Origin of the sequence: Marinobacter goseongensis, from assembly GCF_023156235.1 — a bacterium.
In the GTDB taxonomy this organism is placed as follows: Bacteria; Pseudomonadota; Gammaproteobacteria; order Pseudomonadales; family Oleiphilaceae; genus Marinobacter; species Marinobacter goseongensis.
In genome coordinates this window covers 127,318-140,898 of record NZ_JAKZAI010000006.1, presented here as the reverse complement: position 1 = coordinate 140,898, position 13,581 = coordinate 127,318, and the positions used below count along the sequence as shown (strand labels likewise).

Genomic DNA, 13,581 nt, shown 5'->3' with positions numbered 1-13,581 from the left:
CGCAGGCAGAGAGACGTTTTAGAATGTTATACTATAACACCTTGAGACAGCATGGGCATTCACAATTTGTGAGCCTGGCCAGCCTCAGATCTGCACCTTGCCTCGCAGAGCCTTGGTTTTACCCTTTCGGGTTTTCTTGTCAACGCGTTTGCGCTGCGACGACCTGGTCGGGCGGGTTGCACGGCGGACCTTCTGCTGTTTGACCGCCTCCAGTATCAGTTCTTTGAGTCGCTCAAGGGCATCCTCTTTGTTCAGTTCAAGGGTCCGGAACGACTGGGCCTTGATGATAATGATGCCCTCCTTGCTGATGCGCTGATCCGATAGTTGCATCAGCCGCTCTTTGTAGAACGGCGGCAAGGTCGACCGGAGAATGTCGAAACGAAGGTGCACAGCAGAGGCCACCTTGTTCACATTCTGCCCGCCGGCACCCTGGGCGCGAATCTGGGTTATTTCAATTTCCCAGTCGGCGAGTTCTACGGCGCTGGAAATTTTCAACATGACGGCATCACGGCTTCACATAGACTTTAGAAGGCATCGGCGGCAATCCTTCACTGGAACTGGATCAGGAAGGATGGAGTATCCCCTTCCCGCGTGCCACTAACTTAAAGAATACCGGCGGATAACACAATTTTGGCGGCGCTCTCCCCGCTGCCCTGTGACTGACGCCTTACCGTGACCCTGCTATCATGCGCTGAACATCAGACACGCCTCACCGTTTAACCGTTACAGGACACCCATGGCCACCGGAACCTCCACCCGTCTCAACAAATACATCAGCGAAAGCGGTATGTGCTCGCGACGGGAAGCAGACCGGTACATCGAGCAGGGCAATGTCTACATTAACGGCAAACGCGCCACGGTGGGCGATCAGGTGTTGCCGGGCGATACTGTCAAGGTCAACGGCCAGGTTATCGAGCCGCGGTCTGAGGACGAACTGGTGTTCATCGCAGTCAACAAGCCCGTGGGTATTGTCAGCACCACTGACAGCGCGGAAAAACACAATATCCAGCGGTTTGTGGGACATGGTGAGCGGATTTTCCCGATCGGGCGGCTGGACAAAGACTCCCAGGGGCTTATTTTCATGACCAGCAATGGGGATCTGGTCAACAAGATTCTGCGGGCGGGCAACAATCACGAAAAGGAATACCTGGTCACCGTCGATAAACCAGTCACCAAAGCCTTTATTGAGGGCATGGCAAACGGAGTGCCGATCCTGGGCACCGTCACCAAAAAGTGCAAGGTTCACCAGGAATCGCGGTTTGTTTTCCGCATCACGCTGATTCAGGGGCTGAACCGCCAGATTCGCCGGATGTGCGAGCACTTCGGCTACGAGGTGACCCGACTGGAGCGCGTCCGCATCATGAACGTCAGCCTGAAGGGGCTGCCGGTCGGCCAATGGCGGGATCTGACCCAGAAAGAGCTGGCGGAATTGTTCGACGCCATCCGCGATTCGTCCTCGGAAGCGCCGCCCGCCGCAAACAAGACCGCCTCCCGACCGGACAAGGGCGCCACCCGGAGATCCCCCGGGAAGAGCGCTGGCGCAACGTCGAAACCCTCCAGACACAAAAAACCCGGCAACAGAGACGCGGCCAGGCCCGGAAAACGCTCAAAACAGGCCAAACCCAAACAGCGCAGCGTCAAGCGTTGATCTGGAACAGAGAAAAACCCGTCCTTAAAGACTACACTGTTGGAGTATGCTAAAGGCCAGGATTAATTCGCCGAGCCAGGCCCATCTGAGTCGGTCAATTTCCTGCTGTAAACACAGTGATGAGGATGCACCGGTGAATGATCATACCCATGGCCTGAGTGAGTGGTTCGACCTGACCTTTATGGGGCATGGCCATTGTTACTTGTGGCGTCCCGATCTCGTTTTGCTCCATTCGATTTCCGATACGTTGATCGCTGCAGCCTACTTCACCATTCCGGTTGCTCTGTATGTTCTGATGGCCAAACGAAAAGATCTGGAATATCAGTGGATGTTCGTTCTGTTTGCCCTGTTCATCTTCGCCTGTGGCACCACACATCTTTTGTCTGTTTGGAACATCTGGCATGGCGATTACTACATTTCCGGCGCTGTAAAGGCCCTGACCGCCATTGTTTCCATTCTCACTGCCATTCTGATCTGGCCGCTGATTCCCAAGGCACTCGCCCTGCCCCGCCCAATGCAACTCCAGCAGGCAAACTTCGACCTGCAGTCTGAAGTCAATCTGCGGAAAATATCTGAAGGCAACCTTCTTACCGCACGCAATGAGCTCCAGAACCACGTCAAGCAGCTGCTTGAAACCAAGAGGCAACTCGAAACAGAAATTGCCTACCGCCGCGCCGCGGAGGAGAAAGAAAAAGCCAAATCCCTTGCCCTGGAGCGGTCAAATGAGGATCTGGAACAGTTTGCTTTCATCGCCTCCCACGACCTCAGGGAACCATTGAGAAAGCTCATGTCGTTTACCCAGCTGCTTTCGTCCGGCCGCTACGGCAGCTTCGACGAAAAAGGCCAGCAGTTTGTGGCGTACATCCGGGACGCGGCCGAGCGTATGGAAGCCCTGATCAACAGCTTGCTTGCCTATAGCCGGGTCACCACACAGAGCAGTGATTATGAGGACGTTTCTTTGGCTGAACTGACGGAAGAAACCGAGCGAGACCTGCAACTCAGAATTGAGGAATGCGATGCCCGGATCGAGAAGGATATTCAGGGTACGGTGATGGGCAACCGCTCACAACTGCGTCAGGTGGTGCAGAACCTCATCGGCAATGCGATCAAATACCGGGCTCCGGACAAAGCGCCGGTCATCCGGATTACCGGCGCCCCGGTCTCGGAGCAAACCTACCGATTGACCGTGACCGATAACGGCATCGGTTTTGATCCACAGTACAAGGACCAGATATTTGAGGTGTTCAAACGTCTCCATGGGCGGGACGAATACGAGGGTACCGGCATGGGGCTGGCTATCTGCAAGAAGGTGGTTGAACGGCACGGAGGCGCTATCACCGCAACGAGTACAATCGGCGAGGGATCAACCTTCCAGATCGACCTTCCCGTCCATCACATGAGGCAGTTCTCCGCATGAGACCCATCACGATTCTAATGGCCGATGACGATCCCCTGGATCGCATGTTGACCCAGGAGGCCTTCGACGAAAGCAAATCCATTAATCCACTGTATTTTGTGGAGAATGGCGAGGAGCTGCTGAAATACCTGCGCCGCCATCCGCCCTACAACGCCAAAGAACACCCGTTTCCGGATCTCATTCTGCTCGATCTGAACATGCCGAAAATGGACGGTAGGGACTGCCTGGTCGCCATCAAAAACGACCCGGCGCTGAAACATGTGCCGATCATCGTTCTGACCACGTCGAACCGCGAAGAAGAAGTGTTCCGGAGCTACGATCTCGGCGCCAGCTCCTTCATCTCGAAGCCGGTGGATTTTGAAAAACTGGTCAGCCAGATACAAATCTTCAACAGTTACTGGTGTTCCATCGTGGAGTTGCCTGATGCCAGTGAACACTGAATTCAACGTTGTCGTCATCGAGGATGACAGTGCCGACTTCCTCATTCTGGAAAGCCTTCTGCTGGCTTCCCAGCGCTTCCGTTTTCGACTCACCCATGTAAAAAGCTTTCAGGAAGCCCAACAGCACCTGACCAATCCGGCCTACGACATTTTTCTGTTGGACTATTTTCTGGGCGCAGATACCGCCATCGACTTCTTGAAAGAAGCGTCGCTGTTGCACATACCACAGCCGGTCGTGGTGCTGACCGGCGCGGACTCCGGACGCATTGATGACGAAGTGATCAACCTGGGCGCCGCCGACTTTCTGCCCAAGAACGAGCTGTCCACCCCACTGCTGGAACGCACCATCCACCATGCCATCGAACACAAACGCGCCGAAATGAATCTGGAGCGACTGGCCAAACGCGACCCCCTGACCGGGCTCGGCAACCGCCTGCTGTTCGAGGAGATGCTAGAAGCCTCTCTGGCCCGGGCCGAACGCAAAAACGGCAAGCTGGCGGTACTGTTTCTGGACCTTGACCGTTTCAAGGAGATCAACGATTCCCTCGGCCACCCGACCGGTGACCTACTGCTTACCCTGATTGCCGACCGCATCCGCAAGGTGATCCGTAGCTCGGATTTTGCCGCCAGAATTGGCGGCGACGAATTCACCATACTGGTCGACGAAATCCACGACTACGAGGATGCCGCCCTGGTGGCCACCAAGCTACTTGATGCCATCGCACCCCCCACGGCCATCCGCGGACACGAGATCAATATCTCCGCCAGTATCGGCATCGCCCTGTACCCGGAAAACGGAAAAACGCCGATCAAGCTGATGCAGAAGGCCGACATAGCACTGTATGAAGCCAAACGGCACGGCATCAACCGGCTGCAGTGTTTTACTGCGCGGCTGCAAACAGAGCTGGAAAAAAACATCAAACTCGAGAGAGGCTTGCGGCGGGCACTGGAGCACAATGAATTTGAACTCTATCTGCAGCCCAAGTGGAACCTCGCCGACCGGACCATTATCGGATTCGAAGCCCTGTTGCGCTGGATTGAGGACGAAGGTGGCGTTAAACACTTCGTGTCCCCGGCCGCGTTTATCCCCATCGCCGAGAAAACCGGCCTGATCATCCCGATCGGAGCCTGGGTGATCGAGCAGACCTGCCGGTTGCTTAAAGACTGGGAAGCTCGCGGCATTACCCAATTCCCGATTGCCATCAACGTATCCCCGGTTCAGCTCAAGCCCGGCAACTTCGGCGCTTCGGTCAAGGCCGTTCTCGACAGGGAGAACATACCGTCAAGATTGCTTGAAATCGAACTGACCGAAGAGACCATGGTGGACATCAACTCGGAAGACGATAACGCCCTGGAAGAGCTCGACCAGATCCGGTCAACCGGTGCCAAGATCTCCATTGACGATTTCGGCACCGGGTATTCATCGTTGAAATACCTGAAGCATTTCCCGGCAGATTATCTGAAAATCGACAAGAGTTTTGTCTCCGTTGACGGCCAGGATTCACTGGCTGAACCGGCCATTTGCCGCGCCATTGTGACCATGGCCGAATCCCTGGGGATGCAGGTGATTGCAGAAGGCATCGAAACTGAGGAGCAACTGGCGGCCCTGACCGCAATTCAGTGTAGGATGGGGCAAGGCTACCTGATTGCCAAGCCCATGCCGGCAGAGCAGGCTCTGCAGCTGGCGCTGAGTCAAAAGGGCCGGAGCCCCGAAGTCTCCGGGCAACTCTCGTCCTCGGGGGGGCGAAATCACCAATGAATATGCCCGCCGATCCGCGAAATGACAGACAGGTTGAACCCCGCTCGCCATCAAGACCGTTCAGGATCGCGCTTCTGGCACCCCGTGAGGAAGAACGGGAGGAGCTCTGCGACGCGCTGCAGGTCAACGGCATGGGCCACGAACTCTTGGTTTTCGACGATGCAGACCAGCTGTTTGAGGCCATTGAAGCAGCCAGCATTAACCGGGCTGTCCGAAACGGCGGCCTCCCGAACCTGCTGATGATCGCCGCGGCAACCGGCACCAGATCAACCACCGACATTCTTACACGCCTCAAGGGCACCGCGACCATCAAGGCCATTCCGGTGATCGTCTTCTGCCCCCGCGATGTGACATCGAGCACACCACAGCTTTACCAGCTGGGCGCAGCGTCGGTGATTCGCATGCCGCTTCAGTTCAACGGCCTGATCGAAATCATCCGCGTTATGGAAGACTACTGGTTCAAGGTCGCACTACCACCCCCGGTCTGACCGAAGGGCCGGGGGTGGTGGATTCAATCCGTGCTATTTCTTTACCCACTGACCGTCGATCAGCACGAACTGACCCGGGGGCGTTTTCTCGATTGCTTTCTTGCCGGCCACGGTTTCTACCTGGGTGACCGGGATGTTGTGTTTCTCGGCAATGCGGGTGTATTCGTCTCTGCGGGCGCTGTTGATGGCCTGCGCCACCTCACGGGCCTCGCCACCGGCCTTGACCACGTCCAGGTAACCCGCTGGCGTCTCACCCACCGCCCCCTGCTGCTTTGCGGATTCCAGCTTCTGTTTAGCCTCGTCGAGGCTCATGGCAAATGCCGGCAGAGCCAGGCTAAATGCCAGAATTACCGCACCCAGTTGCATCAATCGTTTCATTATCAACTCCTTGCAAGCGCCGGCTTCGATCAGAACAGACCCTGTTCACTGAACAGCTCGTCTACCTCTTTGTCGACCTTGACGTAGATTTCATGCTGAATCTTGACGTTAAGATTCACGGTAATGGGCTCTTTCGGTGCGGCCATCTGCACCGTGGGCGTGCACCCGTACATCGCCAACGGCAGCATCATGACCATCAACATCCGCACTGCGAGCGGCCGGAGCGACCGCAATCCATTCATCATGGCACTGTCTCCTGCCCGGACTTCTGCCCGGATTGTTGCAGGCGTTCCCGAACCCGTTCGGTCACCGCCTCGTTTACCCTGCCACTCAGCTGCAGGCTGGTTAGCAGGGCGGGAATGTCTTCTTCAAGATTGATGTTCAGCACCACCGGTTGCCCGCCGCGGACGTCGGGGTTTTCACCCTCCAGCCGCAAACCGAGCACCAGCTTGCCTGTGTTATCGTAGTCTATCGTGCTATCGAGCACCGAATAGTGAAAGTTTTGCAAAGCCTCCACCACCAGCTCCATGGCCTGGCTGCTTCCCAGCATGGCCTGCAGCCGCTCGGCGGGCAGCCTCAGCAATCCGCCCGGTGCCATGGCAGACACCCGGCCCAGCTCCACCTCAACACCGGACCCGCTGACCTTCAACGGAACGCGGCCGCTGAGCGTGCCGGAACCCGTCAGTCCCTCCGTCGGGTATACCTGCAACAACCTCGCCAGCGACACCTCGTACACATCAATGGGCAGTCGCCAGGGTTGTCGGGCAAGGTCAAACGAGCCAGGCGCCACTCGCAAACGGCCATCCAGAAATCCGGCCGTCGCCTGCTGAATGTCCAGAACGCCGGCGGCAAGCTCAGTCCGGGGCGCCCGATATACTGCGAGCACACGCACCGGGCCGATACCGATACCGGAATTGATCTGGCCGATCACCACATCTCGGGCACGAGCCACCAGCGCGTCCTGTTCCAGGCTGACCAGCAGGCGCCCATTCAGGCCGGAGACAGCGGTGCGGTCAATCAGGCCGCCCACCCCGTCGAAGTCCAGTTGGCCGTGCACCGCCAAGGGCTGGCCGGGGGCCTGGTGCACCCGAGCTTCCAACTGTATCTGGCCGGCACTCAATTCCAGCGACCCGGGCCAGTCCACAAATGTGGCCGCCATCGCCTTTGTGCCCTGCCCTCCTCCGAGGGCCATCATCACATTGGCCACCAGGAACGTCCCCATCCGATGTCTCGCAGCGACCTCTGCGGTCAGACCGGAATCGGCCCTTAGTTGCCCCGCGACCCTCACGTCGCTCAAGGGCCCCCTCACCGTGCCGTCGAATTGCCAGCCCAGGGCGTTCAGGGTTGGGTGGTGCAGCGCGCCAATATCCACTGCCACTTGACCGGTTATCGAACTGCGCTCAGGCAAGGTACCCGGAGTGTCCAGATCCACGGTGAGGGTGACATCCGTCAGGTCCACCCGCACATCATTCAGTTGCAGTCCATTACCGGCTATGTTCTGAACGATCCGTGCCGCCCGCAGGCGGGAACCGGGCTTGAAGCGGATCCGGGCCACGTTATTATCCGCGTCAACGGCGGTGACCACATCGGCATGAAGGCCGGTAAATGACCAGCCTCCGGAGTGAATATCCGGTAGCGCCAGGTCAAATTGGCCCTGCTGCAGCACCAGCGACCAGCTCATGGCAAAGACAGGCTGAGTGAGCACGAGGCACATCGCCAGAACTGCCAGGTGGACCCGGGGCTTCCATGGCGAGAGGCCATCACAAGACAACATAGTGCTCCTGTCGATCAGGGCGATGACCCCTGGCGGGTTTTCATCAAACCGAAGCGCTCCACCACGGAATAAACGGATCCCTGATCGCCCCTTTTGCTTTCAAACAGGACAAAATCGGAGACAGTAAAGCTTCCGAACGAGCAGCTCTGGTATTCGTCCAGCAACGCTGCCACGGAACCCGGCTGTTTGCCAAATCTCGCCAGTGTCACATGGGGGCGAAAGCCCCGTTTCTCTGGCGTGAATCCGAGGCCTGTGATGCGGGCGGCCAGCGCTTCATGCATCACTGCAATCGGATTCAGCGGCTGCACGCCAGCCCACACATGGCGAGGATTGTGTGGCGGACCAAAGCTGCCAAGGCCGTGGACGTCCAGCTCGAAGGGCTCAAGCGGGAGATCCCTGGCAGCGGCCCGGGCATTCACCGCCCTGCCAGACTCCACATCCCCAAGAAACAACAGGGTGATGTGGAACTGATCATCGCGCTGCCAGCGCGCGCCGGCAACCGGCGTAGGCACCTGCAGCAGCCGTTGCCGGATAGCGGCGGGAATCTCGAGCCCGAAAAACAGCCGGTGCATTACGCTCCTCAATCTACCCGGGTGATGTTCTGACAGGCACTCGCCATCTTGAGCCTGCACAAGTGTACGCTTTAGAGTGCCAGCAGAACGAGGCCGAGAATCGCCAGCGCCAGCAGGAACCCGCGCGCGTAGAAATCCGGTCGGCGGTCGTCATCGCCGGTCACGACAGCCTCGGGCGCCGATGCTTCGTATTCCGACACCACCTGTCTGGCGCGGTACAGGTCCTCATCCGCCACATGAACGTTGCTGAAACCGGCTGCGCCGATTTCACCCATCGCCCCCTGCAGATACAGGCCGCCAACGTACGTCTCAATGCCGTTCGCCTCGATCAGACCGGCCACAATGTGCGCCTCGGTGATATCACGGGCTCTGTAGGCTATTTGCAACGCCTTGCTCCTTCTGTGATGGTTCCGGTAGGCACCCGCCGCACCCTGCGGGTATTATCTGAAGCATAGTTGAAGAGTCGTCGAAGCATAGTTTTCCGGGGGTTACCGGATTCATCTGGATACGGGCTACGCCATGTTATGGATTGTGATTGCCATCGTTGGGCTGATCATTGCGATTACGCTGGTCCTGTTTCGAGTAGAGGACTTTTCCCATTTTGATCAGGACGAGCACCCCGTGCGCGAAGCGCTGCCAAGCGAGGCTCACGAACAGGTGCTCGGGCGTATCCGCGACATGGGCAACGCATCGCGCGGGTTGAGGGGCAAAGCACGGCTGATGGCATTGCGCCAGCATATGGACGGCCTCAGCGAAGGGCTGGCGCTGGCCTCGGCGTTCCGTTTCAACGACGAGCCCCGCGGCGAGTGGGTGCTGGCACCGGGAGCGGATAGCCAGCGGCGGATGCTCTACATTCACGGTGGCGCCTGGGCCGCGGGCAGCCCCCGCAGTCATCGCGCCATTACCGACCGGCTCTCTCACATTGCCAACGCTGCGGTCTTCGCACTCGACTACCGCCTGATGCCGGAAAACCGGTTCATGGACGGCGTAAGAGACTGCCGCAAAGCCTATGCATGGCTTCTGGATCACGGCCCGGATGGCGAATCCGCAGCCGATTTCATGGTTGTTGCCGGCGATTCCGCAGGGGGCAGCCATGCCCTTGCCCTGATTGCCTGGATTCGGGATAGCGGCCTGCCGCAGGCCGACGCGGCCATCGCCCTGTCGCCGTCCACCGACCTGACCCTGACCGCGCCCAGCAATCGCGGCAATATTGCCAGCGACCCCCTGCTGGGGCCAGTGTTCGGCGGTTTGTCCAAGATTCCCCTGCCGGTGATCTGGTGGGCCACGCTGGCCGCCTTTCGGGTGTCACCGACCAGTCCGGTGGCGTCGCCCCTGAGGGGCAACCTTGCCAATCTTCCGCCCACCCTGATCCACGCCAGCGATACCGAGATGCTGCTGGATAACGCCCGCCGATATGCTGCCAAAGCGCGATCCATGGCGTCCCCGGTTGAGCTGCACACCTGGCCCGGCATGGTGCACGTATGGCATATTTTTACGCCATTATTGCCAGAGGCCAACGATGCCTTCGACGACATCGCCGAGTTTCTGGCGCAACTGGAAGCACCGCAGGATCACAAACCGTAACCTGACATCCCGGCGAAACCATAATAATCTGGCATGAGGATCAGGCAGTCAGGACTCCAGTATGGGTAGGTCGTTGCGATATTTAGTAATTATGTGCCTTTCAGCGTTAGCACTTGGCGGCTGTGCCAGTAACCAGGCTCTGCAGAAGGGATCGCCTGACGGCTACGCCCATGCATCGGTGCCGCCGCCACAGGACTCCGCCAAAGCGCAGAAACTCTGGCAGGTGTTCGAGCGCTACCAGGGCACGCCCTACCATTACGGCGGTACCTCCGCCCGCGGCTTTGATTGTTCCGGCTTCATTCTCACCGCCTTCCGGGAGGGCCTGGACAAGCAACTGCCACGCACCACCTCACAAATGCTCGCCTCCGGAGATGCCGTGCACCCGGGAGACATTGAGCCCGGTGATCTTGTGTTCTTTCGTATCGGGGGAAAGGAGCAGCACGCCGGGATCTACATGGGCGGAGACCGGTTTATTCACGCGTCGACGTCGTCCGGTGTAACCCAATCATCGCTGAACGGGTATTACTGGAAAGGCCGCTTCACCGAGGCCCGTCGCTTTGACTGATGCCGGAGTATCCGATTAATGCGCCTTTGCCACACCTGTTTCGGGTTGATCGCCACGCTGTTTGTAAGCCTGCCCGCCACCGCAGAGGTTGAGCTTACGCCCTTTGCCGGCTATCGCATGGGTGGCGAGTTCGACGTCAACAACCGAACCGACGACGAAGACCGACGCGTGGATCTTGAAGACACCGTAAGCCAGGGTCTGTTGCTGAATGTGGACCTGAGCGAACCCGGCAAACAGCTGGAGCTCTATCTGGGACGACAGGAAACAACGGCGAGGAGTTCCGAGGGTTTACTGACACCGACCCGGACCAGCGTCGACCTCACCATTACCCAATTGCAGTTCGGCGGTCTCTATTTTCCCGGCGGCACAACCACAGGCGGGTTTGTTTCCGGTGTCGCCGGCGTCACCCGGCTGGACCCGAAACCCTCAGGCCTGGACACCCATCACCGCGCTTCTCTGTCACTGGGCGGTGGCTACAAGTGGCCGCTGAATGACCACCTGCGGCTGCGACTGGACTTGCGGGGGCTCTATACTGTGCTGGACAGTGGTGGCGCGGTATTCTGCTCCGGCGGCTGCAATGTCCGCTTCGAGAGTAACGGCTTTTTTCAGGTAGAAGCCTCCGCAGGGCTCGCCGTCCGCTTCTGATCAGGCTTTCTTGCGTCTCACGTACAACACCTTGTGCACCCGTGCGACGCACGCCCCGGTCTCATCAACAATGTCGACATCCCACTCCGGCAGCATTTTTTCGCCACTGGCAGTGGCCTCTCGGATGGCCGCCACGCGCTCTTCGGTCAGCTCGAAACGGGCCGTTACCGTACCCTTGCCCGGGCGAATGAAGTCGATGCTGGCCGACTTGTCCCATACGATGTAGTCGTCCCCCAGCTTGCGCATCAGCAGCAACATGTACATGGGATCCACCATGCTGTAGAGCGAGCCGCCAAAATGGGTACCCACGTAATTGGTGTTGTACCAGTGCTGGCGCATCTCTACCGTGGCGGAGCTGAAGTCATCAGCGAGCTGTGTCACCTTGACCCCGGCGCCCAGATACGGTGCAAAGGTAGACAGAAAACGGCGCAGGGCGCCGGCGCTGGTAAACCAGCGTCGAAGAGTGGAATTCATCAGCAAACCTCGGTGGTCGGTCGGTTTCGGAAATACTGGATAGCCGGCCATCTTCAAGACAGCTGCCAGCCATTGCAAGCCATTTCATACGACCGTTTGAATGCTAGAGACCATTTCCCAGCGCAAGGTGCAGCGCAATCGCGGTCATCATCAGGCCGATCAAGCCATCGATGATCCGCCAGGCCAGCGGCCGCGCGAGAATCGGCGCCATGGCAGACCCGCACCAGGCCAGCAATCCGAACCACAGCACAGAGGCACTGCTGGCCCCGGCGACGAAGGTGGTGGCATCCGGCTGCTGGGCACCCACTGCAGGAATCAGCAACAGAGTGTCCAGATAAACCTGCGGGTTCAGCAAGGTCACGGCCAGGGTCGTAGACACCACCGCTTTCAGGCTTCGTTTGGTCGCTTCGCCGGTTTCCAGGGCAGCCCGGCCACGAGCAGCTCGCATAAATGCCTGAGCCCCGAGCCAGCCAAGAAACACCACCCCAAGCCAGCGCAGAATGTCCAGGGCCTGGGGCATCGCCATTAATGCTGCACTGACACCGAACATCCCCAACGTAAACAGGGTGACATCCGCCACCATGCAAACACCGGCTGACCACCAGTGATGCTCCCGGCGGATGGCCTGGCTCAGCACATACGCATTCTGCGCACCAATGGCAACGATGATTCCGCCGCAGACAATCAAACCTGTCAGGTAACTCTCCAGCACGCTCTACCTCCTTATCCAGTTGCGCAAGGCTGCCGCTCTGCGACTATACTCGGACGCTCGGCCTGACGATCGGACACTTCTCAGCCACAAGGACAAACGATTGGATCTGACCACACCCGCACTGCTGTTTCCTGCCATCTCGCTGCTGTTACTGGCGTACACCAACCGGTTCCTCGTTCTGGCGCAACTGATTCGCCAGCTCAAACAGATGGACACCGAGGAGGACCATGCGTTGATTGCGCGGCAGATCGGCATGCTGCGTAAGCGCATTGTGCTGACCAAGCGCATGCAGACCTACGGGGTGCTCAGCTTTTTCCTGTGCACGGTGTCGATGTTCCTGCTGTTTCTCGGCTCTGACCTGCCGGGCGTGGTGGCGTTCGGCGCCAGCCTGGTGTTGCTGTCCTTATCGCTGCTCTATTCCCTCTACGAGATACAGATCTCGACCAATGCCATCAACGTAGAGCTGGCCAGCTTCGAAGCCCGAAAAAGTTCCGGCAAAGAGGATATCGACTACTCCTGACGCCCTGTACCGCCGCGGCGAATCCGTCTGACCCCGAACCAGTGCGGAAAGCGCAGCAGGCAGAACAGAGCAATCACGTCGTAAACCGCGTGCCAGAACATCACCAGTACGATACTCCCGGACAGCAGATAGGCCACGCCCAGAATCAGACCCAGCCCGGTTGCGATCAGGAAGTAGGTGAACGACACCCAGTGCACCAGCCCGAACAGCACTGACGCGCCCAGAACCGCCACCGTGGCATTGGTGTGCACCAGCAACCCGCCCTGAACCGCGCCGCGGAACAGCAGTTCCTCGCCGATGCCCGCCAGCAGTGACAGGCACACCAGTACGGCAGGCGAATAGCTGACCGCGAAGTCGTACAGCCCCTGCATCTGCCGCTCGAGATGGTCGGGCAACAATCCGGGAATGTGGGTACACAGAAGCAGACCGACATAGGTCAGCATCGCTCCGATCACACCCCATAAAAGGCTGTGCCAGAGGCCGTGGCCCAGCAGCGGAACCGGGATATCGAGCAGCACAATGGCCACCAGACCGACCACACCAATGGCGCCCTGAAAAGCCAGGGCCGTCAGGGCGGGGATTCCGGATGGGCGCCGGTTTTTCAT

General features: G+C 58.7%; 18 protein-coding genes. 9 read left to right on the top strand and 9 right to left on the bottom strand.

The genetic code is table 11. The annotated features are described in order from the left end of the window. Positions 1-84: 84 nt before the first annotated feature. Positions 85-498, bottom strand: a complete 414-nt coding sequence (gene arfB / locus MLC70_RS07275; protein ID WP_248182608.1) for an alternative ribosome rescue aminoacyl-tRNA hydrolase ArfB — start codon at positions 496-498, stop codon at positions 85-87. A gap of 238 nt (positions 499-736) precedes the next feature. Here arfB and rluF point away from each other — a divergent pair, with 238 nt between their 5' ends. The 5 genes from rluF (at position 737) to MLC70_RS07250 (ending at position 5,752) form a co-directional block, all read left to right on the top strand. Beyond that, the gene (gene rluF / locus MLC70_RS07270; protein ID WP_248182607.1) at positions 737-1,648 is read left to right on the top strand and encodes a 23S rRNA pseudouridine(2604) synthase RluF; all 912 of its coding nucleotides are present in this window, start codon (positions 737-739) and stop codon (positions 1,646-1,648) included. A gap of 133 nt (positions 1,649-1,781) precedes the next feature. Beyond that, positions 1,782-3,065 (top strand): sensor histidine kinase, encoded by a 1,284-nt coding sequence (locus MLC70_RS07265; protein WP_248182606.1) that lies wholly within the window; start codon positions 1,782-1,784, stop codon positions 3,063-3,065. Further along, complete coding sequence (locus MLC70_RS07260; RefSeq protein ID WP_248182604.1) at positions 3,062-3,505, top strand: response regulator; 444 nt, start codon at positions 3,062-3,064, stop codon at positions 3,503-3,505. Before MLC70_RS07265 ends, MLC70_RS07260 begins: the two co-directional genes overlap by 4 nt. Then, complete coding sequence (locus tag MLC70_RS07255) at positions 3,489-5,264, top strand: putative bifunctional diguanylate cyclase/phosphodiesterase (RefSeq protein ID WP_248182602.1); 1,776 nt, start codon at positions 3,489-3,491, stop codon at positions 5,262-5,264. The genes MLC70_RS07260 and MLC70_RS07255 overlap by 17 nt, the downstream gene beginning before the upstream one ends. Continuing rightward, positions 5,261-5,752, top strand: a complete 492-nt coding sequence (locus MLC70_RS07250; protein ID WP_248182600.1) for a response regulator — start codon at positions 5,261-5,263, stop codon at positions 5,750-5,752. Before MLC70_RS07255 ends, MLC70_RS07250 begins: the two co-directional genes overlap by 4 nt. A gap of 33 nt (positions 5,753-5,785) precedes the next feature. Here the strand turns inward: MLC70_RS07250 and MLC70_RS07245 are convergent, their stop codons facing one another. The 5 genes from MLC70_RS07245 to MLC70_RS07225 all read right to left on the bottom strand — a co-directional run bounded on the left by MLC70_RS07245 (position 5,786) and on the right by MLC70_RS07225 (position 8,862). Next, positions 5,786-6,130: a YdbL family probable chaperone protein gene (locus tag MLC70_RS07245; protein WP_248182599.1), complete on the bottom strand. Its 345-nt coding sequence runs from the start codon at positions 6,128-6,130 to the stop codon at positions 5,786-5,788. 29 nt (positions 6,131-6,159) lie between these two features. Then, positions 6,160-6,375 carry a YnbE family lipoprotein gene (locus MLC70_RS07240; protein WP_248182597.1) on the bottom strand — a complete coding sequence of 72 codons (216 nt, stop codon included), beginning with the start codon at positions 6,373-6,375 and terminating at the stop codon, positions 6,160-6,162. Beyond that, on the bottom strand, positions 6,372-7,904 hold the full coding sequence (locus MLC70_RS07235; RefSeq protein WP_248182596.1) for an intermembrane phospholipid transport YdbH family protein: 1,533 nt from the start codon (positions 7,902-7,904) through the stop codon (positions 6,372-6,374). Before MLC70_RS07235 ends, MLC70_RS07240 begins: the two co-directional genes overlap by 4 nt. Positions 7,905-7,918: 14 nt before the next feature. Next, entirely contained in the window at positions 7,919-8,476 is a 558-nt protein-coding gene (gene thpR / locus MLC70_RS07230) for an RNA 2',3'-cyclic phosphodiesterase (protein WP_248182595.1), read from the bottom strand. Between the two features lie 71 nt (positions 8,477-8,547). Further along, positions 8,548-8,862, bottom strand: coding sequence for a putative signal transducing protein (locus MLC70_RS07225; protein ID WP_248182594.1), 315 nt, complete (start codon positions 8,860-8,862; stop codon positions 8,548-8,550). 133 nt (positions 8,863-8,995) lie between these two features. Here MLC70_RS07225 and MLC70_RS07220 point away from each other — a divergent pair, with 133 nt between their 5' ends. From MLC70_RS07220 to MLC70_RS07210, 3 genes are all read left to right on the top strand, one after another. Then, positions 8,996-10,060 carry an alpha/beta hydrolase gene (locus MLC70_RS07220; RefSeq protein ID WP_248182593.1) on the top strand — a complete coding sequence of 355 codons (1,065 nt, stop codon included), beginning with the start codon at positions 8,996-8,998 and terminating at the stop codon, positions 10,058-10,060. A 61-nt stretch (positions 10,061-10,121) separates the two neighbouring features. Continuing rightward, the gene (locus MLC70_RS07215; RefSeq protein ID WP_248182592.1) at positions 10,122-10,625 is read left to right on the top strand and encodes a C40 family peptidase; all 504 of its coding nucleotides are present in this window, start codon (positions 10,122-10,124) and stop codon (positions 10,623-10,625) included. A gap of 18 nt (positions 10,626-10,643) precedes the next feature. Continuing rightward, positions 10,644-11,270 carry a hypothetical protein gene (locus tag MLC70_RS07210; protein ID WP_248182590.1) on the top strand — a complete coding sequence of 209 codons (627 nt, stop codon included), beginning with the start codon at positions 10,644-10,646 and terminating at the stop codon, positions 11,268-11,270. Here the strand turns inward: MLC70_RS07210 and MLC70_RS07205 are convergent, their stop codons facing one another. Together MLC70_RS07205 and MLC70_RS07200 are read right to left on the bottom strand one after the other, a co-directional pair. Then, positions 11,271-11,744, bottom strand: a complete 474-nt coding sequence (locus MLC70_RS07205; RefSeq protein ID WP_248182589.1) for a DUF4442 domain-containing protein — start codon at positions 11,742-11,744, stop codon at positions 11,271-11,273. 103 nt (positions 11,745-11,847) lie between these two features. Next, positions 11,848-12,456, bottom strand: coding sequence for a LysE/ArgO family amino acid transporter (locus tag MLC70_RS07200; protein WP_248182587.1), 609 nt, complete (start codon positions 12,454-12,456; stop codon positions 11,848-11,850). A gap of 100 nt (positions 12,457-12,556) precedes the next feature. On the opposite strand from MLC70_RS07200, the gene MLC70_RS07195 reads away from it, so the two are divergent. After that, on the top strand, positions 12,557-12,976 hold the full coding sequence (locus MLC70_RS07195) for a DUF2721 domain-containing protein (protein ID WP_248182586.1): 420 nt from the start codon (positions 12,557-12,559) through the stop codon (positions 12,974-12,976). On the opposite strand, the gene MLC70_RS07190 is transcribed toward MLC70_RS07195, so the two are convergent. Continuing rightward, the gene (locus MLC70_RS07190) at positions 12,967-13,581 is read right to left on the bottom strand and encodes a CPBP family intramembrane glutamic endopeptidase (protein WP_248182585.1); all 615 of its coding nucleotides are present in this window, start codon (positions 13,579-13,581) and stop codon (positions 12,967-12,969) included. The two genes, MLC70_RS07195 and MLC70_RS07190, sit on opposite strands and share 10 nt — an antisense overlap.